This is a genomic window from Streptomyces sp. NPDC056347 (assembly GCF_042262625.1).
Taxonomy (GTDB): domain Bacteria; phylum Actinomycetota; class Actinomycetes; order Streptomycetales; family Streptomycetaceae; genus Streptomyces.
Genome location: NZ_JBHJQP010000152.1, coordinates 1 through 20,269 on the forward strand (window position 1 = coordinate 1; position 20,269 = coordinate 20,269).

Sequence of the window (20,269 nt, forward strand, 5' to 3'; positions counted from 1 at the left end):
GTCAGGACTCGCGGCCGCGCCGGTGGGGCGTGGTGGCCGCGCCGGCGGGGCGCGGCAGGCCCTACGCCTCGCGGGTTCCCGCGTACATGTCGTCGATGAGGTCCTTGTACGCACGCTCGACGACCGGCCGCTTGAGCTTGAGGCTGGGGGTCAGCTCGCCGTGCTCGATGTCGAGGTCGCGGGGCAGCAGCCGGAACTTCTTGATGGTCTGCCAGCGCTGGAGGCCCCCGTTGAGCCGCTTCACGTAGCCCTCGATGAGCGCGACGGTCTGCGGGGCGGCCACCACGTCGGCGTACGGCTTGCCGCCCAGGCCGTTCTCGGCGGCCCAGCCGAGGAGGGTCGGCTCGTCGAGCGCGATCAGCGCGGTGCAGAAATTGCGGTCGGCGCCGTGCACCAGGATGTTGGAGACGAACGGGCAGACCGCCTTGAACTGCCCCTCGACCTCCGCCGGGGCGATGTACTTGCCGCCGGACGTCTTGATCAGGTCCTTCTTGCGGTCGGTGATCCGCAGGTAGCCGTCCACGGACAGCTCGCCGATGTCACCGGTGTGGAACCAGCCGTCCGACTCCAGGACCTCGGCCGTCTTCTCCGGCTGTCCGTGGTAGCCCTCCATGATGCCGGGGCCGCGCAGCAGGATCTCGCCGTCGTCGGCGATCCGTACCTCGGTGCCGGGGAGCGGCTTGCCGACGGTGCCGGTGCGGTAGGCCTCGCCCGGGTTGACGAAGGAGGCGGCGCTGGACTCGGTGAGTCCGTAGCCCTCCAGGATGTGGATGCCCGCGCCCGCGAAGAAGAGGCCGATGTCGGGGGCGAGCGCCGCGGAGCCGGAGACGCAGGCCCGCAGCCGGCCGCCGAAGGCCTCCCGGATCTTGGCGAAGACCAGGGTGTCGGCGACCTTGTGCTTGGCGCCGAGCGCGAAGGGGACGGAGGCGGTACCGGTGCGCCGGAAGTTGTCCTGCGAGACCGTGGCGTACTCCCTGGCGACCCCGGCCGCCCACTGGAAGATCTTGTACTTGGCCCCGCCCCCGGCCCGGGCCTTGGCGGCGACGCCGTTGTAGACCTTCTCGAAGATGCGGGGCACGGCCGCCATGTACGTCGGCTGGACGACCGGCAGGTTCTCGATGATCTTGTCGACCCGGCCGTCGACGGCGGTGACGTGGCCCACCTCGATCTGGCCGGAGGTGAGGACCTTGCCGAAGACGTGCGCGAGCGGCAGCCAGAGGTACTGGACGTCCTCGGAGGTGATGAGGCCGGTGGAGACGGTGGCCTTGGCCATGTACGACCAGTTGTCGTGCGGCAGGCGCACTCCCTTGGGCCGACCGGTGGTGCCCGAGGTGTAGATCAGGGTGGCGAGCTGCTCCGGGGTGATGGCGGCGACCCGCTCCTTGATCGCCCCGGGGTGCTCCGTGAGGTACGCGGTGCCGCGGGCCTCCAGCTCGGCGAGGGTGAGCAGCCAGCCCTCGGGGTCGTCCTCGGCGGCTTCGGCGCCCTCGGGATCGATGACGACGACATGAGCGAGCTCGGGCAGCTCGGCGCGGCGCTCGCGGGCCTTGGCCAGCTGCCCGGCGTCCTCCGCGATCAGGACCCGGCTGCCGGAGTCGGAGAGGATGAACGCCGACTCCTCGGCATTGGTCGACGGGTAGACCGTGGTGGTGGCGGCGCCCGCGCACATCACGCCGAGGTCGGCGAGGATCCACTCCACCCGGGTGCCGGAGGCGAGCGCGACCCGCTCCTCGGCCCCGACGCCCAGGGCGATGAGTCCGGCGGCGACGGCATAGACCCGCTCGGCGGCCTGCGCCCAGCTCAGCGACTTCCACTCATCGGGCCCCTGGCCGGTGGCCGAGGGGACGGGGTAGCGGTACGCCTCCCCGTCGGGGGTGGCCGCCACGCGGTCGATGAAGAGGTTCGCCACGGAGGGCGGTCGGTTCTCGATCAAGGTCAGTGTGTCGCTCACGACGTCCTCCGGGCCTGCGGCAGTGCTTCACGACCGGCTGCTGTTTGCTGCTGACTGCTGATGTTCCTGCTTCTTCGTCCTGCTTCGCTTCGTTTCCCGCGTACGGCCGTCCGCTGGTCCGGCGGCACCCGGTCCCGCTTGTTTAACTGGCGAGTAACTACGAGGCCGTGATCAGGGTAGAGCGCCCGGGTCCCCCGCGTAAGAGGCAAGGGGCCGCCGCTTCATAACGAACGGGCCCCCGCCGCCGCTGAACGCTGCGGTGCGGGGGCCCGTCCGGACGGCCTCGATGCGGGGCGGGGCTACTTCTTGCCCTTGCTCTCCCCGCCGGACTCGTCCGTGGACAGCACGGCGATGAAGGCCTCCTGCGGGACCTCCACGCTGCCGACCATCTTCATCCGCTTCTTGCCTTCCTTCTGCTTCTCCAGCAGCTTCCGCTTACGGGAGATGTCACCGCCGTAGCACTTGGCGAGGACGTCCTTGCGGATGGCGCGGACCGTCTCACGGGCGATGACCCGGGCGCCGATGGCGGCCTGGATCGGCACCTCGAAGTTCTGCCGGGGGATCAGCTCGCGCAGCTTGGCGACCAGCCGCACGCCGTACGCGTACGCCTTGTCCTTGTGCGTGACGGCGGAGAACGCGTCGACCTTGTCGCCGTGCAGCAGGATGTCGACCTTGACGAGCTGGGCGGTCTGCTCGCCGGTGGGCTCGTAGTCGAGCGAGGCGTACCCGCGCGTCTTGGACTTCAGCTGGTCGAAGAAGTCGAAGACGATCTCGGCGAGCGGCAGGGTGTAGCGGATCTCGACCCGGTCCTCGGAGAGGTAGTCCATGCCGAGGAGGGTGCCGCGGCGCTGCTGGCAGAGCTCCATGATCGCGCCGATGAACTCGCTGGGGGCCAGGACCGTGGCGCGCACGACGGGCTCGTGCACCTTGTCGATCTTGCCCTCGGGGAATTCGCTCGGGTTGGTGACGGTGTGCTCGGTGCCGTCCTCCATGTCGACGCGGTAGACCACGTTGGGGGCGGTGGCGATGAGATCGAGGCCGAACTCGCGCTCCAGCCGCTCACGGATCACGTCGAGGTGGAGCAGGCCGAGGAAGCCGACGCGGAAGCCGAAGCCGAGGGCCGCGGAGGTCTCCGGCTCGTACACCAGGGCGGCGTCGTTGAGCTGGAGCTTGTCGAGGGCCTCGCGCAGGTCCGGGTAGTCCGAGCCGTCCAGCGGGTAGAGCCCGGAGAAGACCATCGGCTTGGGGTCCTTGTAGCCGCCCAGCGCCTCGGTCGCACCCTTGTTCAGGGAGGTGATCGTGTCACCGACCTTGGACTGCCGGACGTCCTTCACCCCGGTGATGATGTAGCCGACCTCGCCGACGCCGAGGCCGTCGGCCGGGGTCATCTCCGGGGAGGAGACCCCGATCTCCAGCAGCTCGTGGGTGGCGCCGGTGGACATCATCCGGATGCGCTCGCGCTTGTTCAGCTGCCCGTCGACCACTCGGACGTACGTGACGACGCCGCGGTACGAGTCGTAGACCGAGTCGAAGATCATCGCGCGGGCCGGGGCGTCCGCCACACCGACCGGGGCCGGGACGTCCCTGACCACCCGGTCGAGCAGCGCGTCCACGCCGATGCCGGTCTTCGCGGAGACCTTGAGCACGTCCTCCGGCTGGCAGCCGATGAGGTTGGCCAGCTCCTCGGAGAACTTCTCCGGCTGCGCGGCCGGCAGGTCGATCTTGTTGAGCACCGGGACGATGGTGAGGTCGTTCTCCATCGCCAGGTAGAGGTTGGCGAGCGTCTGGGCCTCGATGCCCTGGGCCGCGTCGACCAGCAGGACCGTGCCCTCGCAGGCGGCGAGCGAACGCGAGACCTCGTAGGTGAAGTCCACGTGGCCCGGGGTGTCGATCATGTTGAGGACATGGGTGCGGCCCTGTCCCTCGCCCGTCTCGGGCGTCCAGGGCAGACGGACCGCCTGGGACTTGATGGTGATGCCGCGCTCGCGCTCGATGTCCATACGGTCGAGGTACTGAGCACGCATCTGCCGCTGGTCGACCACCCCGGTCAGCTGGAGCATCCGGTCGGCAAGGGTCGACTTGCCGTGGTCGATGTGCGCGATGATGCAGAAGTTGCGGATCAGCGCCGGGTCGGTACGGCTCGGCTCGGGCACGTGGGTAGGGGTCGCGGGCACGCAGGGTCCTGATTCTTGAGACGCCGAACGCCGTGTCTCGGGTCGATGTCGGGTCGGTCGGATCGATACGTAGCCTCCATCGTCCCATGGTTGCCGGGCGGAGACCGGTTTGGGCCGGTCGGAGCGGGGCTGGTACCGTTGACAGCTGTGTCTCGCGACTCTCTCGGGCCGCGAGGCGCACATCGAAGACCCAACGAACCTGAAAAGGCTCTTTTCGTGGCGAACATCAAGTCCCAGATCAAGCGGAACAAGACGAACGAGAAGGCGCGCCTGCGCAACAAGGCCGTCAAGTCCTCGCTCAAGACCGCTATCCGCAAGGCCCGCGAGGCCGTCGCCGCCGGTGACGTCGAGAAGGCCACCGTGGCCACCCGCGACGCTTCCCGTGCGCTCGACAAGGCCGTCTCGAAGGGTGTCATCCACAAGAACGCCGCCGCCAACAAGAAGTCGGCGCTGGCCTCCAAGGTTGCCTCCCTCCAGGGCTGAGCATTCTGATGTGATCGCCGGGACGGACCAAGCGGGCCCTCTCTCCCGCTCCTGACCGGCACCCCGCGCCGCACACCGAACCTGCGTTCGCCACGCGGGTGCGGCGCACCACAAGCGTGAACCGAAGGCCCCGGCCTCCGCTCTCCCCCAGGGCGGTGGCCGGGGCCTTCGGCGTACGCGGCGGACGGCGGGCGGCAAGCCGTGCGCGGTGGTGGCTCGATATCATCCTGGCGTGATCATTTCCAGCACCCGCACCACGGTCTTCGACATCGACGGCACTCTCTGCTTCGACGGGCGGACGATCGACGGCAGGATCCTCGCCGCTCTCGAGGGCTGCGAGCGTGCTGGTCACCAGCTGGTCTTCGCCTCCGCCCGGCCGGTCCGCGACCTCCTGCCCGTCCTCGGCGGGCGTTTCCCCACCGCCACGCTGATAGGCGGGAACGGCAGCCTCGTCTCGGTCGCCGGCCAGGTCCGGGCGCGCGCCGCGTTCGGCGCAGGCGAACTCGACCGGCTGCTGGTGGAGGCCGAACGGTTCCGGGCCGGCTACCTCGCGGACGGCCCCTGGGACTACGCCTACACCGGGCCTACGAGCCACCCGATCCTCGACCGCGTCGACCAGGGCCGCCTCGCCAGCCGGGTCGAAATCGCCGATCTCCCCGCCGTCGTGAAGTTCCTCGTGGTCGACGCGACCGACATGGCAGCACTCGCGGAGGCCGGCCGCACGCTCGGGATGACCGTCAACCACCACCTCGACGAGGCGATCGTCGACTTCGCCCCGGGCGCCACGAACAAGTGGGAGGCCCTGACCTCCCTGGGGATCGACCAGTACGACGCCTTCGGCAACGACATCAACGATCTCGACCTGCTGCGCAACGCACGGCACGGGGTCCGGGTCGGCACCCACCCCGGCCTGGACGACGTCGCTCGTGTCACCGTCGCCCCCGACCCCGCCGCGGTCGCCGCCGAGATCTCCCTCCTGGCCACTGCGACGCCCACGGCCTGAGGGCCGGATTGACCGGCCACGGATCCGGACGGATCCGGACGGACGAGGGCTGCCGCGCGGTGAAACGCTGCCCGGCGGCGACAAGCCTGTCGGTGCCCGTGGCCGGGCGCACCTCGGTGCCTGCCCGCGGCGAGGCCGGCCAGCGACGTGATCCGATCCGTACCGCATCACCGATCGCTGATCGCCGATCACCAGTCCGGCAGACACATCCGGTCAACCGCCCGGCGCACCGCGCACCCCTGGGGGCTGTCCGGCCCGATCGCGGTCGGCGCCATGGATGGATCGCTGCTGCGGTCACGGTGCCCGGGCCCTGTCTTCGAACTGCCGTCGTCCGGCAGGCGTCCGGACCGTGCGGCGTCCGGTGCGCGGCGTCCGGGCCGTGCGGCGTCCGGGCCGTGTGATCACAAGCGGGAGGACCGTCCTCGTACCAAGCCGTACGAGAAAGACTCCGGCAACGCGGCAGGCGTGCGTGCCGGGCGTCGCACGGCAGGCGGCAGTTCGAGGACCCCCGGACCTACCGGCCCGACCGTGCGGCCCGCGCCACCGCGACCACGGCCTTCTCCAGCGCGTACTCCGGGTCGTCGCCGCCGCCCTTGACCCCGGCGTCCGCGTCCGCGACCGCGCGCAGCGCGAGGGCCACCCCGTCGGGCGTCCAGCCGCGCATCTGCTGCCGTACCCGGTCGATCTTCCAGGGCGGCATGCCCAGCTCGCGGGCGAGGTCGGCGGGGCGGCCGCCGCGGGCCGAGGACAGCTTGCCGATCGCCCGTACGCCCTGGGCCAGCGCACTCGTGATCAGTACCGGCGCCACGCCCGTCGACAACGACCAGCGCAGCGCCTCCAGCGCCTCCGCGGCCCGTCCCTCCACCGCACGGTCGGCGACCGTGAAGCTCGACGCCTCGGCGCGGCCCGTGTAGTAGCGGGCGACGACCGCCTCGTCGATGGTGCCCTCGACGTCCGCGACGAGCTGCGAGACCGCGCTCGCCAGCTCCCGCAAATCGCTCCCGATGGAGTCGACCAGCGCCTGGCACGCCTCGGGCGTGGCCGAACGGCCCAGCGCCCGGAACTCCGACCTCACGAACGACAGCCGCTCGGCCGGCTTGGTCGTCTTCGGGCAGGCGACCTCCCGCGCCCCGGCCTTGCGCGCCGCGTCCAGCAGCCCCTTCCCCTTGGCACCGCCCGCGTGCAGCAGGACCAGGGTGATCTCCTCGACCGGATCACCGAGGTACGCCTTGACGTCCTTGACCGAGTCGGCGGAGAGATCCTGCGCGCCGCGCACGATCACCACCTTGCGCTCGGCGAAGAGCGAGGGGCTCGTCAGCTCGGCGAGGGTGCCGGGCTGGAGCTGGTCGGAGGTGAGGTCGCGGACATCCGTGTCGGGGTCGGAGGCGCGGGCCGCCGCCACCACCTGCTGCACCGCACGGTCCAGGAGCAGATCCTCCTGGCCCACGGCGAGCGTGAGGGGGGCGAGCGGGTCGTCGGTGGAACTCTTTCTGGTGGCCATCGCCGTCCAGCATCCCACGCACCACCGACAGCGGCCCCGGGCTCCCTCCCACGCGGCTCCCCCGGTACGGGAGAATGGGCCGGTGAGCAATGTGAGACATGTGCTGGTGCTGCCCGACCGCGACGCCGCGGAGGAGGTGGCCGAGGAGCTCGGCCAGCGCTTCGGGATCTCCGAGGAGCCCCAGCTGGTGCGCGACGCGCTGGCCGGCGAGGACGACGCCGAGGACGTCCAGTGGCTGGTGGTCGTGGAGGACTCCGCGGAGCGGCTGGACGCCTCCGCCCTCGACGCTTTCGCGGCGGAGTACGAGGGGTGGCTCGAAACCCCGTAGCGCCGACCGCCTCCGGGGGCCTCGGGTGCTTCCCCGGTTCAGCCCTTGGGGACGATCTGGATGTCCAGGTCAATGGCGATGCTGGAGCCGATGGCCGCGATGCCACGGGCCAGCATGGTCTGCCACGTCAGGGTGAAGTCCTCGCGGTGCAGTTCCGTGGTGGCCCGGCAGGCGGCGCGGGTCTCGCCCTCCAGGCCGCTCCCGAGACCGAGGTACTGGCTGTCCAGCGTGACCGTCCGGCTGACGCCGTGAAGGGTGAGCGCGCCGGTCACACCCCAGCGGGTGCCGCCCCGGTGGACGAAGCGGTCGCTGTAGAACTCCATCGTGGGATAGTGCCCGACATCGAGGAAGTCGCTGGAGCGCAGGTGGTCGTCGCGCATCTGGACGTTCGTGTCGATGGACGCGGCGTCGATGATCACGTGCATGGCCGAGTCCTCCATGCGGTCGGCGATCCGCACGGCCCCCGCGAAGGTGTTGAACCGGCCGTGGATGCGCGCGAGACCGATGTGCCGGGCGGTGAAGCCGATCTGCGAGTGCGTCGGCTCGATCACCCACTCTCCCGGGGCGGGAAGCTGCGGGGGCGCCGACAGCTGAAGGGTCACGTCGCCGAGGTCGGCATGACCGCCCGCGACCACCGTGGCCGAGCCGTGGAACGGGGTGAAGCCCTCGGCCGTGACGACCAGCCGGTACTCACCGGCCGGGACGGTGGCGAGCACACTGCCGAACGGGTCCGTCTCACCGCTGAAGATTCTGTGACCGGACCTGTCCATGACCGCGAACTCGGCCATCGGAACGATCTCGTTGACCGGATCGAGCACCCGGCAGCTGAGCAGCCCGGCGGTACGCGGCATCTTGAGCCCGGCAAGGGCGTTGCCCTGTGCCGGTCCCGTCGCACGGTTCTTCAGCCAACGCCCGAACATCTTCCACCTCTCCCCGGAAACCATTCGCCTGGGGCCCGGCGGCTGAACCTCCCACTCGGAGCAGCGGCCCACGGACGACCATGCATTCGACCACCATTGTGGCGTTCGAGGCAAACGGAGCGACTCGGAATGACTTGATCCGAGCCATCACCAAAGGCCCGAATTGCCCACCGCCCGCAGCCCTGGTCCAGCGCCGGACACGGCGATCGCCCCCTCCGTATCGGTACGCAGCACCATGGCCCCACCTGCCCGGAGCGCGTCGACGGTGCGTTCGGCCGGGTGACCGTACGGGTTGTCCCGGCCCACGCTCACCAGAGCGAGTCTCGGGCGCGCGGCACGCAGCAGGGCGGGATCCTGGTGCGCCGAGCCGTGGTGGGCGACCTTGAGCACGTCCACCCCGGACAGCGTCGGGTATCTGCGCAACAGCCCTTGCTGGGCCGGTGGTTCGAGGTCACCCATGAGCAACAGGGTGAGCCCGCCGGTCCGGACGTACAGGGCGACACTGGCATCGTTCGGCTCCCGGGGCACCGGCTCGGAGCCGGGGCCGGCCCGACCACCAGCGGACCCCGCCGTGCCGGCGGACCACAGGACCCGCCAGTCGAGCGTCCCGATCCTGCGGCGCTCCTCCGGCACGGCCCGGACCAGCGGTACGTGTGCCGCGGCTGCCGTTCTGCGTACGAAGGCGGCCTGGTCGGGCGGTTCGTCCAGGCCGGTTGTCTCGATCGCGCCCACCGACCTGCCCCGCAGTACACCGGGCAGCCCGCGCACATGATCGGCGTGGAAGTGCGTGAGGACCAGGAACGGCACCCTGCTGACACCGAGTTCGCCCAGGCACCGGTCGACGAGCGACGGATCGGGCCCGGCGTCGACGACCACCCCCGCCCCCTCCCCCGCGGCCAGCACCAGCGCGTCCCCCTGCCCCACATCGCACATGGCGAACGCCCAGCCCGGCGGCGGCCACCCGGTCAGTACCCGGGTGAGCGGCACCGGGCGCAGCACCGCGAGGACCAGCAGCAGCGCCGCGGCCGAGCAGGCCCAGGGGTGACGCGCGAGGCGCCGGGCCAGGAGCACCAGCAGCACGGTCAGGACGGCGAGCAGCACCGCCCCCGTACCGCCGTCCGGCCAGTCGATCCCCGCGCCGGGCAGGGCCGCCCCGGTCCTGGCCACCGTGGCGATCCACCCGGCCGGCCACCCCGCGACCCGGGCGAGCAGTTCCGCCACCGGCATCGCCAACGGCGCCACGGCCAGCGCCGCGAACCCGAGGACCGTGGCCGGTGCCACCGCGAACTCGGCCAGGAGGTTGCACGGAATCGCCACCAGGCTGACCCGGGAGGCCAGCAGCACGACGACCGGAGCGCACACCGCCTGCGCGGCGGCCGCCGCGGCCAGCGCCTCCGCGAGCCGGGGCGGAACGCCGCGCCGTCGCAGCGCGTCGCTCCACACCGGGGCGATGGTCAGGAGGGCTCCGGTGGCCAGCACGGAAAGGATGAAACCGTAACTGCGCGCCATCCACGGGTCGTGGAGCACCAGCAGCAGAACGGCGGCGGCCAGTGCCGGGATCAGCGATCTGCGCCGCCCCGTACCGATCGCGAGCAGGGTGATCAGTCCACAGGCCGCGGCTCGCAGCACGCTCGGCTCGGGTCGGCAGACCAGTACGAAGGCCAGGGTGAGCCCGCCGCCGAGCAGCGCCGTCAGCCGGAGCGGAATCCCCAGCCGGGGTGCCAGACCGCGGCGTTCGGCGCGGGTCGCCATGCCCGGCGGCCCGATGAGGAGGATGAGCAGGATCGCCAGATTGGCGCCCGAGACCGCCATCAGGTGGGTGAGGTCGGTGGCCTTGAACGCCTCGTGCAGTTCGGGACCGACCCGTGAGGTGTCGCCGACCACCAGGCCCGGCAGCAGGGCCCGCGCGTCGGGGGCGAGCCGTTCGGTCGCCTGCCGCAGACCGCCCCGCAGCGCGCCAGCCGTTCGCTGGAGGAGGGATGGCGTGCCGATGACCCGGGGTGGTCCCTTGCCCTCCACCCTCAGTACGGCGGCGCTGCGCTCGCCCGCGTGCAGCGGTGGTGCCAGTCGGCCGCCGACGCGCAGTCGGGTCGACGGGAGCAGCCGCTGCCACCGCTCCGCCGCCGCCCCGGGTTTGACGATGAGCAGCACCGGCGTGCTCAGCCCGGTGACCGTGCCGCCGGGGCCGGTCAGCCGGGTCACCTCGGCGTCCACGAGGAGCGACAGGGGCATGGTGCGGTCGCCCTGCACCCGGGGCAGGGTCCGCCGGGCGTCGGACGTCACGGTCACTTCCGCCTCGGCCCGCTCGAACCGCTGGGCCCGCAGGTGGACCGGCCCGTCCCGTACGTCCGCGCTGCGCAGCCCGGCGGAGGTGGCCCCGGCCGCCGCGCAGAGCAGCACCGCGGCGATGGCGGTCGCGGTCGCCACGTCCCGGGGCCGCCGGAAGCCCGCGGAGGGCCCGTGCGGGGCGGTGCGGTACCTCCGGTTCCCCGACGCGGCGAGGAGTACCAGGGCCGCGCCCACGCAGAGCAGCACGCCCATGAAGGTCCACCGCCCCGGCGCGCTCAGCGCCAGTGCGGCCCCGCCCCAGACCGCCAGGGCCGGTGGAACCAGTCGGAGATCGACCGGGCCCTCCCGGCGCGGCCCGGCGGCACCGGTCCGGCTGTCCGGCGCCTCGTGGACGTCCCCGCCGCTCACGGCCCCACCAGCGGGCGGAGGTCGGAGAACCTGCGGTCACCGATCCCGTTGACCTCGCGCAGTTCGTCGACGGACCGGAAGCCGCCGTGCTGCGCGCGGTACTCCATGATGTGCTGGGCGAGGACCGGGCCGACCCCGGGCAGCGTCTCCAGTTGCTCGGCGGTCGCGGTGTTGAGACCGACCGGTCCGGCCGGAGGGCTCCCGCCGACGCCCGCCCCGCCGAGCGCCGTGGTCCCCGGCGGTGCGCCCACCACGATCTGCTCCCCGTCGACGAGCACCCGCGCCCGGTTGAGGCCGGTGAGGTCGGCGCCCTCCCGGACGCCGCCCGCCGCGCGCAACGCGTCGGTGACCCTCGCCCCGGACGGCAGTCGGCGCACGCCGGGCCTGCGCACCTTGCCGCTCACGTCGACGACCACGTGACTGCCCTGACCCGCCGCGGGGGCGGGCCCGTCCGGCGGCTCCGCCGCCCCGGGGCCCCCGCCCGCCGGGGACGGTGTCCGTACGCGCGCGGCCTCGGTCACCGGATCGGGCGCACGGACGGAGTGGGGGCGCGCGGACCAGAAGTGCACCGCGGCGAAGGCTCCGGCCGCGACCAGGACCACGGCCAGCGCGGCAAGGGCCCGGGGCTCCAGGCCGCACCTGAGCCGCACCCAGACCGGCATCCGCTCCCACAGCGCGGGAACCAGCCGCTCCCACCGCCCGGGTGGAGCAGCACCGGGAACGGCACCGGGGGCAGCACCGGAGCCGGTATCGGGAACGGAGACGGGTGCGGACACGGCAGCGGGAGCCCGGGCGATGACGACCGGCCCGGCCCCGCCCGGGTCCGCCGCCGGTCCCGGGTCCGGCCCCCGCACCGGCTGCGCGGGCCGCCTGCCGTACGCGCCCGCCAGCAGGGCATCGGCCCGGCGGCGCGAGGCGGCGGCCAGCGCGTCCGCACCCTCGGGCATCCGCCGTCGGCGGCCGGGACCGCTGCGCGCACGGACGTCCGAGTCCGGGGCACGGCCGGGACCACTGCCGCTTCCACTGCTTGCACGACTGGTTACTCGTTGCGATCGGAGAGCCATGCCTCACGACGTTAGGCACATCCGCCCGGACCCGCTGATCCGCAGCAATTCCCGTGGACAACCCATCAGTTGTGGATAACTCGGCCACTCCTGGAAGTGAAGCACGAGAGGCGGACCGGGCTCAGCGCGGCGAGACCACCGCTCCGAGCAGACCCGGCCCGGTGTGCGCGCCGATCACCGCGCCCACCTCGCTCACATGCAGATCGACCAGCCCCGGCACCCGCTCGCACAGCCGCTCGGCGAGCCGCTCGGCCCGCTCGGGCGCCGCCAGGTGGTGCACCGCGATGTCCACCCGCCCGCTGCCCGCCCGTTCCACGACGATCTCCTCCAGACGGGCGATCGCCTTCGAGGCCGTCCGCACCTTCTCCAGCAGCTCGATACGACCGCCGTCGAGCTGGAGCAGCGGCTTCACCGCGAGCGCCGAGCCCAGCAGCGCCTGTGCCGCGCCGATCCGCCCGCCACGGCGCAGGTAGTCCAGGGTGTCGACGTAGAAATACGCGGAGGTGCCCGCGGCCCGCTTCTCCGCGGCGGCGACCGCCTCGTCGAGGCTCCCGCCCGTCTCCACCGTCTCCGCCGCGGCCAGGGCACAGAACCCGAGCGCCATCGCGACCATCCCGGTGTCCACCACCCGGACCGGAACCGGCGCTTCCTTCGCCGCGAGCACGGCGGCGTCGTACGTGCCCGAGATTTCCGCCGAGAGGTGCAGCGAGACGACGCCGCCCGCTCCGGCCTCCGCCGCGGCCCGGTACGCGGCGGCGAACATCTCCGGGCTCGGCCGCGACGTGGTCACCGGCCGGCGCTTCTGGAGCGCCACCGCCAGCGAGCGGGCCGAGACCTCGGTACCGTCCTCCAGGGCCTGATCACCGAGGACGACGGTCAGCGGCACCGCGGTGATGCCGTGCCGCTCCATCGTCTCGGGCGGCAAGTAGGCCGTGGAATCGGTGACGATCGCGACATGGCGGGACATGAGCGGGAGGTTACCTGGCCAGTCCGTGTCCCGGCAGTCCGACCCCGACCGAATGATCTCCCCTGATCGCTTCGGACCGCTTCCTGTCGCCGAGGGTCGTCGAACGTCCCAGGCGGGTCGTCGAACGTCTCAGTTCGTCGTTTCGGGCCGGGCCGTCTTCTGCCACGGGTACGCGGTCCGCCGGAGCGGGTCCGGGGCCGTGATCGCAGGCGTCGTACGGTCGGCCGCCGGGCCGCTCTCCTGCTCCCGCCCCCGCTCCGGCCCGCTCGTGGCCTCCTGCCCGGGCCGGCTCTCGCCCGGGGCCGGTTCGTCCTGCTGTGTCGTCCAGTGCCTCAGCGCGCCCGCCTCCAGGTCGATCTGCGCGTTCAACGCGTCGAGATCGTCGTCGGTGAACCGCCGGGCCCGGTCGCGCGCGGCCCATCTCAGCGCGTCCGCCGACTGCGTGATCCGCTCCGTGCGCTGCTTCAGGCCGGGCAGCAGCGAGGCGACCGTCGCCCTGTCGGGGTCGTGCTCCAGCTTCTTCAGCTCCTCGTCGAGCTGCCGTCCGTGCACGCTCAGCCGCTCGAAGAGGCCCAGCGACTCCGCGAGCGAGGCGTCCTCGGCGACCCCGTGCCGCAGGGCGTCCTGGGTGGCCCGCATGGAGGTGCGCAGGGACAGCCGCAACTGCGCCAGCTCCCCGCACACACCCGCCTGGCCGTAGCTCTTGGCCCGCAGGGTGGTCTCCTCGACCGTGCGCCGGGCCTGCGTGATCGTGCGGTCCACGCCGCGCTTCGCCGCGCCGACCGCCTTGACGCCCACGTACACGCCCAGGGCCACGAAGGCGAGAAGGAACAACCCCAGGATCAGGACCGCGGTTAGCATGGGCGCCCCTCGGATGTCGTTTCGGCTGCCGGTGCCGGCTCCTCCACCGTAAACGGAAAAGGCGGGCCGGGGGTTCCTTCGAAACCCCCAACCTGCCCGTAGGGGAAGCCCCCCACATCACCGCACGGGTGCTGCGGCGCCCCGCTCGCACGGGGCGCCGCGACCATCACGCCGGGACGATGTTGACCAGCTTCGGCGCCCGCACGATCACCTTGCGGATGCCCGCGCCGGCCAGGGCCGCGACCACGGCCGGGTCGGCCAGGGCCAGGGCCTCCAGCTCCGCGTCCGTGATCGACGGGGAGATCTCCAGGCGGGCCTTGACCTTGCCCTTGACCTGCACGACGCAGGTCACGGTCTCGTCCACCACGTACGCCGGGTCGGCCACCGGGAAGTCCTGGTGCACGACCGACTCGGCGTGGCCCAGCCGGTGCCACAGTTCCTCGGCGATGTGCGGGGCCAGCGGCGCCACCAGCAGCACCAGCGACTCGGCGACCGACCGGGGCAGCGGGCCGCCCGCCTTGGTCAGGTGGTTGTTCAGCTCGGTGACCTTGGCGATCGCCGTGTTGAAACGCATCCCAGCCATGTCCTGGCCGACGCCGTCGATCGCCTTGTGCAGCGCGCGCAGCGTCTCCTCGCCCGGCTCCGCGTCGACGACGGTGACCTCACCGGTCTCCTCGTCGACGACGTTGCGCCACAGCCGCTGCAGCAGCCGGTACTGGCCGACGACGGCTCGCGTGTCCCACGGCCGCGACACGTCCAGCGGGCCCATCGCCATCTCGTACAGGCGCAGCGTGTCCGCCCCGTACTCGGCGCAGATCTCATCCGGGGTGACGGCGTTCTTCAGGGACTTGCCCATCTTGCCCAGGACGCGGCTGACCTTCTCGTCCTGGTAGTAGAACGCCCCGTCGCGCTCCTCGACCTCGGCCGCCGGGACCGCGATGCCGCGGCTGTCCCGGTAGACGAACGCCTGGATCATGCCCTGGTTGTACAGCTTGTGGAACGGCTCGGCGGACGAGATGTGCCCCAGATCGTGCAGCACCTTGGACCAGAAACGGGCGTACAGCAGGTGCAGCACGGCGTGCTCGGCGCCGCCGACGTACAGGTCGACACCACCGGTCGGCTGTCCTTCGCGCGGCCCCATCCAGTACTGCTCGATCGCGGGGTCGACCAGCTGCCGGTCGTTGTTCGGGTCCAGGTAGCGCAGCTCGTACCAGCAGGAACCCGCCCAGTTGGGCATGGTGTTGGTCTCGCGGCGGTACTTCTTCGGGCCGTTGCCGTCACCCAGGTCCAGGGTGACATCGACCCAGTCGGCGTTCCGGGACAGCGGGGTCTCGGGCTGGGTGTCCGCGTCGTCCGGGTCGAAGGTGCGCGGCGAGTAGTCGTCGACCTCCGGCAGCTCCAGCGGCAGCATCGACTCGGGCAGCGGGTGGGCCACGCCGTCCTCGTCGTAGACGATCGGGAAGGGCTCGCCCCAGTAGCGCTGGCGGCTGAACAGCCAGTCGCGCAGCCGGAAGTTGACGGTGCCCTCGCCGACGCCGTGCTCCGTCAGCCAGGAGGTGATCCGTGCCTTGGCGTCGACGACGCCCAGTCCGTCCAGGGAGATCTCGTCGTTGGCGGAGTTGACCAGCTTCGCGTCGTACGAGCCGAAGGCGTCCTCCCACGTCGAGGGGTCGGTGCCGCGGTCGTCCGACGGCTCCACGACACAGCGCATCGGCAGCTCGAAGGCGCGCGCGAAAGCGAAGTCGCGCGCGTCGTGCGCCGGTACGGCCATGATCGCGCCGGTGCCATAGCCCATCAGGACGTAGTCGGCGATGAAGACGGGCACCTTCTCGCCGCTGACCGGGTTGGTCGCGTACGCGCCGGTGAAGACGCCGGTCTTGTCCTTGGCCTCGGCCTGCCGCTCCACGTCGGACTTGGCGGCGGCCAGCTTGCGGTACGCGGCGACGGCCTCGGCCGGGGTGGCGTAACCGCCGGTCCACACGGCGTGGGTGCCCTCGGGCCAGGCGGCCGGAGTGATCCGCTCCACCAGCTCGTGCTCGGGCGCCAGCACCATGTAGGTGGCGCCGAACAGGGTGTCCTGGCGGGTCGTGAAGACGGTGATGCTGTCGGCGCCCTCGACCGGGAAGTCGACGCGCGCGCCCTCGGAACGGCCGATCCAGTTGCGCTGCTGCAGCTTGATGGCCTCGGGCCAGTCCAGACCGTCCAGGTCGTTCAGCAGCCGGTCGGCGTAGGCGGTGATGCGCATGTTCCACTGGCGCAGCTTCGCCTTGAACACGGGGAAGTTGCCGCGCTCGGAACGGCCGTCGGCGGTGACTTCCTCGTTGGCCAGAACGGTGCCCAGGCCGGGCGACCAGTTGACCGGCGCGTCGGAGGCGTACGCCAGGCGGTACTCGCCCAGGACGTCCGCGCGCTCGACGGCGCTCAGCGCGCTCCAGTCACGGCCGTCGGGGGTGGGGCGCGAACCGCTCTCGAACTCCGCAACCAGCTCGGCGATCGGACGGGCCCGGTCGGCCTCGGTGTCGTACCAGGAGTTGAAGATCTGCAGGAAGATCCACTGGGTCCACTTGTAGTAGTCCGCCTCGATCGTGGCGAACGAGCGGCGCTTGTCGTGGCCCAGACCCAGCCGGCGCAGCTGGGCGGTCATGTTCTCGATATTGGCCTCGGTGGAGACCCGCGGGTGCGTGCCGGTCTGCACCGCGTACTGCTCGGCGGGCAGGCCGAAGGCGTCGAAGCCCAGGGTGTGCAGCACGTTGTGGCCGGTCATCCGCTGGTGACGGGCGAAGACATCGGTGGCGATGTAGCCCAGCGGGTGGCCGACGTGCAGGCCCGCACCCGAGGGGTAAGGGAACATGTCCATGATGAACTTCTTCGGCTTGGCGGCCAGCTCCGGATCGCCCGCCAGGTCACCGCTCGGGTTCGGCGCCTCGTACGTGCCCTCGGCGTCCCAGAAGTCCTGCCAGCGTGCCTCGATGTCGGCGGCCATCGCCGCCGTGTAGCGGTGCGGCGCGGCCGTCTCGGCTGCGGAATTCGTCTCGCTCATGATCCTCAAAGCTCCATCGATCGACATCTGCCGACGCCATGTCCATGGACACGCGTCTACGGAAACGAAAAATCCCCTCGCACAGGAGGGGACGCCGCGCCGATTCCGACCAGGCATTCTCACCGGTCGGGACTGATCAGCGCGGCTCGCTAAGCAGAAGGCGTACGGCACGCATGGCGCCAGGGTACCGCACGGCCCCGGAATCGGTCCGGGCGAGGCCGAATCGGCACAACAAAAGAAGCGAGTCACTCATGACGAGTGACTCGCTTCCTCTTTCACTGTGGAGCTAAGGAGAATTGAACTCCTGACCTCCTGCATGCCATGCAGGCGCTCTACCAACTGAGCTATAGCCCCTTGCTGTGTTCCGCCCGGTTTCCCTGGCGACATCGAGAACATTACCGGTGACCCGCCCGGTCCACCAAATCGATTCCTCGCCGTGCCGATTTGACCGTTTTTGTCATGCTGTCCCAGTGTTCGGCGCAGCCATGGGAGGGGTCAGGCGGTGGCGAAGGAGTAGAAGCGTTTGAGCGTGCAGTGCTCCTCCAGCAGCCGACCGTAGATCGGCTCCCCCTCCAGTTCCCGGTACGTCTCGATCGGGTCACCCTTTATGATCAGCGCCCGCGCGCACTCCTCGCACCAGTACTGGTACTCCGGATTGATCGGGTCCATGTCCCTGACGATGGGCGTGCCACTGCCGCACCAGTCGCATTTCCGCCTGTGTGCACCCATGGGTCAGCTCCGGCCGGAGCTGCGGGCGGTGCACCCTCGACGGACCGGGGCGGCCGGGCCGGGGGCGGGGAGACCGACGGGGCCACGATCCGCGGCCCGAACGGGGAGCGCGGAAAGGAGAGGAACCGAAGCGGGGAACGCGGAAACAAGGAGCAGGTCCGGGATCTCGTGGCCGCTCGCAGGCATCGCGCGCTCCCTCCCGTTCGATCCGTCGCCCCCTCCGGCGTTCCGATTCTGCCATGACCCCGCAAGGGGAACAGCCCGTCGGAGTTCAACCTGTTCGACGACGCCGTACGAGCCCCGCCGCCGCGCCCGCCGGCGAGGCCAGGGACAGCGCGAGGGCACACCCCCACAGGGCCTGTCCCGACCCCTGCGGCCCTTCTGTGCCGAGGCGGTTGAGGTAGTTGAGGTAGGGGTGCCGAAGGCGGCGACCCCGGCCAGTCGGCCGAGCTGAGTGACGGTCACCAGTACGCCGCTCGCGTCGGCCGCGTCCTCGGAGCGCACGTCCGCCAGGACCCCGGTGAGGGTGGGGGCCGAAGCCCGGCGCCATCCCGGCCCCCACCGTCACGAACACCACGTGCAGGAGGGGACCGCCGTCGCCACCACCGCGCATCAGCGGCCCGACGGCCGTCACCGACGGCGGCCCGGAGCACGAATCCGCCCGGCACCAGGAATCTGCGCAGCCCCGCCGGCCACCGCCGCCAGGTCAGTCCGGTCGCCCCGAGGACCAGCGCGGTCGGCGCGAACACCAGCCCGGCCCGCAGTGGTGAGTAGCCCAGGACCCTCTGGACGTGCGGCGTCATCAGGAACAGGAAACCGGCGTCGACCGCCATCACGAGAAGGACGCGCAGCACCGCCGGGGCCGTGCCGGGCACGCGCAGCACCCTGGGGGCGATCAGCGGCACGCCACCGCGAGCGGCGAGCCGGGACTCGTACCCCACGAAGGCCACGAAGACCACGAAGACCACGACGGAGACCACTGGGCAGACCAGGGACCAGACCGGCCGACCCAACTCCTGCCCGAGCACCAGGGGAATGCAGAAGATCCCGCCCCCTGCCGGGGACGGGATCTTGACTGTGGAGCTAAGGAGAATTGAACTCCTGACCTCCTGCATGCCATGCAGGCGCTCTACCAACTGAGCTATAGCCCCGTCATTCGCGGTTTTTCTCTGCGCTCCCGCGCTGCGAACAAGAAGAACTTTAGCCTGTGACCTGCCAGAAAGTGAAATCCGGCCGGAGAGGCCCTGCCCTCCCGGCCGGACCGCGTCCGCCCGGTCCGGGCGGAAGACCTCAGGTGTCGTCGCCGAGCACCGGCTCGGGCAGCGTGCCCGCGTTGTGCTCCAGCAGGCGCCAGCCCCGCGCGCCCTCGCCCAGGACCGACCAGCAGCAGTTGGAGAGTCCGCCGAGCCCTTCCCAGTGGTGCGCCTCCAGGCCGAGGAGCCGGCCAATGGTGGTGCGGATGGTGCCGCCGTGGCTGACGACGACCAGCGTGCCGTTCTCCGGCAGCTTGTCGGCGTGGCCGAGCACGACCGGGGCGGCCCGGTCGGCGACCTCGGTCTCCAGCTCGCCGCCCCCGCGCCGCACCGGCTCGCCGCGCTTCCACGCGGCGTACTGCTCGCCGAAGCGCGCGACGATCTCCTCGTGGGTGAGGCCCTGCCAGGCGCCCGCGTACGTTTCCCGCAGGCTCGCGTCGTGCGCGACCTCGAGGCCGGTGAGCACGGCGAGCTGGGCCGCCGTGTCGGCCGCCCGCCGGAGGTCGGAGGCGACGATCGCGTCCGGCTTCAGCGAGGCGAGCAGCCGGGCGGCCCGGCGGGCCTGCCCGACTCCGGCCTCGGTGAGCGCGATGTCCGTGGACCCCTGGAACCTGTGCTCCAGATTCCAGGCCGTCTGGCCGTGACGCCAGAGAACGATCCTGCGGCCTCTGCCGCTTCCGCTGCTGTTCAGCTCTGCTCACCTTCCGGTCCGCCGGTGAGCCGGGCGTGCTCCTCGGCCTTGCCGCGGGTCTTGACGGCGTCCTCGGGAAGCGCGATCTCGGGGCAGTCCTTCCAGAGGCGCTCCAGCGCGTAGAAGACCCGTTCCTCGCTGTGCTGGACGTGGATGACGATGTCGACGTAGTCGAGGAGGATCCACCGCGCGTCGCGGTCGCCCTCGCGGCGCACCGGCTTGGCACCCAGCTCCTTCTGGAGCCGCTCCTCGATCTCGTCGACGATCGACTTGACCTGGCGGTCGTTGGGGGCCGAGGCCAGCAGGAAGGCGTCCGTGATCGACAGCACGTCGCTGACGTCGTACGCGATGATGTCGTGCGCGAGCCGGTCGGCGGCCGCCTGGGCGGCGGCGTTGATGAGCTCGATGGAGCGGTCCGTGGCGGTCACATGCAGGCTTTCGTCGGCGGTCAGATCAACCTCTAGGGTCTCACGGACCACCGACAGCCCACACAGTGACGGCCCACCCCCCCCGGAGGGGGGCGCCCGGGGGGCGGGCCCGCCACACAATATAAAGTATTTTTGGGGCAGCAGGAAAGGGAACAAACCCGGGGGGGGGGGCGGGGCCA

The 20,269-nt window shown here is 71.4% G+C and carries 16 protein-coding genes and 2 tRNA genes; 3 read left to right on the top strand and 15 right to left on the bottom strand.

The genetic code is table 11. The annotated features are described in order from the left end of the window. Nucleotides 1-61: 61 nt before the first annotated feature. Both ACFCV8_RS27930 and lepA read right to left on the bottom strand, forming a co-directional pair. Nucleotides 62-1,951 (bottom strand): AMP-dependent synthetase/ligase, encoded by a 1,890-nt coding sequence (locus tag ACFCV8_RS27930; protein ID WP_376688225.1) that lies wholly within the window; start codon nt 1,949-1,951, stop codon nt 62-64. Nucleotides 1,952-2,250: 299 nt separating this feature from the next. Beyond that, nucleotides 2,251-4,125 carry a translation elongation factor 4 gene (gene lepA / locus ACFCV8_RS27935; RefSeq protein WP_376688226.1) on the bottom strand — a complete coding sequence of 625 codons (1,875 nt, stop codon included), beginning with the start codon at nt 4,123-4,125 and terminating at the stop codon, nt 2,251-2,253. A 216-nt stretch (nt 4,126-4,341) separates the two neighbouring features. Here lepA and rpsT point away from each other — a divergent pair, with 216 nt between their 5' ends. Next, complete coding sequence (gene rpsT, locus ACFCV8_RS27940) at nt 4,342-4,608, top strand: 30S ribosomal protein S20 (RefSeq protein WP_335936930.1); 267 nt, start codon at nt 4,342-4,344, stop codon at nt 4,606-4,608. A gap of 232 nt (nt 4,609-4,840) precedes the next feature. Next, a complete protein-coding gene (locus ACFCV8_RS27945; protein ID WP_376688227.1) occupies nt 4,841-5,611 on the top strand; it encodes an HAD hydrolase family protein in 771 nt (256 codons plus the stop codon). 514 nt (nt 5,612-6,125) lie between these two features. On the opposite strand, the gene holA is transcribed toward ACFCV8_RS27945, so the two are convergent. Then, on the bottom strand, nt 6,126-7,112 hold the full coding sequence (holA, locus tag ACFCV8_RS27950) for a DNA polymerase III subunit delta (protein WP_376688228.1): 987 nt from the start codon (nt 7,110-7,112) through the stop codon (nt 6,126-6,128). 82 nt (nt 7,113-7,194) lie between these two features. Here holA and ACFCV8_RS27955 point away from each other — a divergent pair, with 82 nt between their 5' ends. After that, the gene (locus ACFCV8_RS27955; protein WP_376688229.1) at nt 7,195-7,440 is read left to right on the top strand and encodes a hypothetical protein; all 246 of its coding nucleotides are present in this window, start codon (nt 7,195-7,197) and stop codon (nt 7,438-7,440) included. A 38-nt stretch (nt 7,441-7,478) separates the two neighbouring features. On the opposite strand, the gene ACFCV8_RS27960 is transcribed toward ACFCV8_RS27955, so the two are convergent. From ACFCV8_RS27960 to rsfS, 12 genes are all read right to left on the bottom strand, one after another. Next, nucleotides 7,479-8,360 carry a YceI family protein gene (locus ACFCV8_RS27960; protein ID WP_376688230.1) on the bottom strand — a complete coding sequence of 294 codons (882 nt, stop codon included), beginning with the start codon at nt 8,358-8,360 and terminating at the stop codon, nt 7,479-7,481. 147 nt (nt 8,361-8,507) lie between these two features. Continuing rightward, the gene (locus tag ACFCV8_RS27965; protein ID WP_376688231.1) at nt 8,508-11,057 is read right to left on the bottom strand and encodes a ComEC/Rec2 family competence protein; all 2,550 of its coding nucleotides are present in this window, start codon (nt 11,055-11,057) and stop codon (nt 8,508-8,510) included. Continuing rightward, complete coding sequence (locus ACFCV8_RS27970) at nt 11,054-12,004, bottom strand: helix-hairpin-helix domain-containing protein (protein WP_376688232.1); 951 nt, start codon at nt 12,002-12,004, stop codon at nt 11,054-11,056. The genes ACFCV8_RS27965 and ACFCV8_RS27970 overlap by 4 nt, the downstream gene beginning before the upstream one ends. A 238-nt stretch (nt 12,005-12,242) precedes the next feature. Next, complete coding sequence (locus ACFCV8_RS27975) at nt 12,243-13,088, bottom strand: DegV family protein (protein ID WP_376688233.1); 846 nt, start codon at nt 13,086-13,088, stop codon at nt 12,243-12,245. A 129-nt stretch (nt 13,089-13,217) separates the two neighbouring features. Further along, nucleotides 13,218-13,949, bottom strand: coding sequence for a hypothetical protein (locus tag ACFCV8_RS27980; protein WP_376688234.1), 732 nt, complete (start codon nt 13,947-13,949; stop codon nt 13,218-13,220). Between the two features lie 166 nt (nt 13,950-14,115). After that, nucleotides 14,116-16,989, bottom strand: a complete 2,874-nt coding sequence (gene leuS / locus ACFCV8_RS27985) for a leucine--tRNA ligase (RefSeq protein ID WP_376688235.1) — start codon at nt 16,987-16,989, stop codon at nt 14,116-14,118. A 281-nt stretch (nt 16,990-17,270) separates the two neighbouring features. Continuing rightward, nucleotides 17,271-17,343, bottom strand: a tRNA-Ala gene (locus ACFCV8_RS27990). A gap of 141 nt (nt 17,344-17,484) precedes the next feature. Continuing rightward, nucleotides 17,485-17,718 carry a hypothetical protein gene (locus ACFCV8_RS27995; protein WP_015608461.1) on the bottom strand — a complete coding sequence of 78 codons (234 nt, stop codon included), beginning with the start codon at nt 17,716-17,718 and terminating at the stop codon, nt 17,485-17,487. A 461-nt stretch (nt 17,719-18,179) separates the two neighbouring features. Then, nucleotides 18,180-18,746, bottom strand: coding sequence for a hypothetical protein (locus ACFCV8_RS28000; RefSeq protein WP_376688236.1), 567 nt, complete (start codon nt 18,744-18,746; stop codon nt 18,180-18,182). A gap of 50 nt (nt 18,747-18,796) precedes the next feature. Beyond that, a tRNA-Ala gene (locus ACFCV8_RS28005) sits at nt 18,797-18,869 on the bottom strand. Nucleotides 18,870-19,008: 139 nt separating this feature from the next. Next, the gene (locus ACFCV8_RS28010) at nt 19,009-19,662 is read right to left on the bottom strand and encodes a histidine phosphatase family protein (RefSeq protein WP_376688238.1); all 654 of its coding nucleotides are present in this window, start codon (nt 19,660-19,662) and stop codon (nt 19,009-19,011) included. Beyond that, on the bottom strand, nt 19,659-20,090 hold the full coding sequence (rsfS, locus tag ACFCV8_RS28015; protein ID WP_376688237.1) for a ribosome silencing factor: 432 nt from the start codon (nt 20,088-20,090) through the stop codon (nt 19,659-19,661). The genes ACFCV8_RS28010 and rsfS overlap by 4 nt, the downstream gene beginning before the upstream one ends. Nucleotides 20,091-20,269: the final 179 nt, after the last annotated feature.

Excerpts from the sequence above, each read along its gene's own strand:
- holA (WP_376688228.1), bottom strand. The coding sequence starts at position 7,112 with ATGGCCACCAGAAAGAGTTCCACCGACGACCCGCTCGCCCCCCTCACG.
- ACFCV8_RS27960 (WP_376688230.1), bottom strand. The coding sequence starts at position 8,360 with ATGTTCGGGCGTTGGCTGAAGAACCGTGCGACGGGACCGGCACAGGGC.
- ACFCV8_RS27970 (WP_376688232.1), bottom strand. The coding sequence starts at position 12,004 with ATGCCCGAGGGTGCGGACGCGCTGGCCGCCGCCTCGCGCCGCCGGGCC.
- ACFCV8_RS27975 (WP_376688233.1), bottom strand. The coding sequence starts at position 13,088 with ATGTCCCGCCATGTCGCGATCGTCACCGATTCCACGGCCTACTTGCCG.
- ACFCV8_RS27980 (WP_376688234.1), bottom strand. The coding sequence starts at position 13,949 with ATGCTAACCGCGGTCCTGATCCTGGGGTTGTTCCTTCTCGCCTTCGTG.
- leuS (WP_376688235.1), bottom strand. The coding sequence starts at position 16,989 with ATGAGCGAGACGAATTCCGCAGCCGAGACGGCCGCGCCGCACCGCTAC.
- ACFCV8_RS27995 (WP_015608461.1), bottom strand. The coding sequence starts at position 17,718 with ATGGGTGCACACAGGCGGAAATGCGACTGGTGCGGCAGTGGCACGCCC.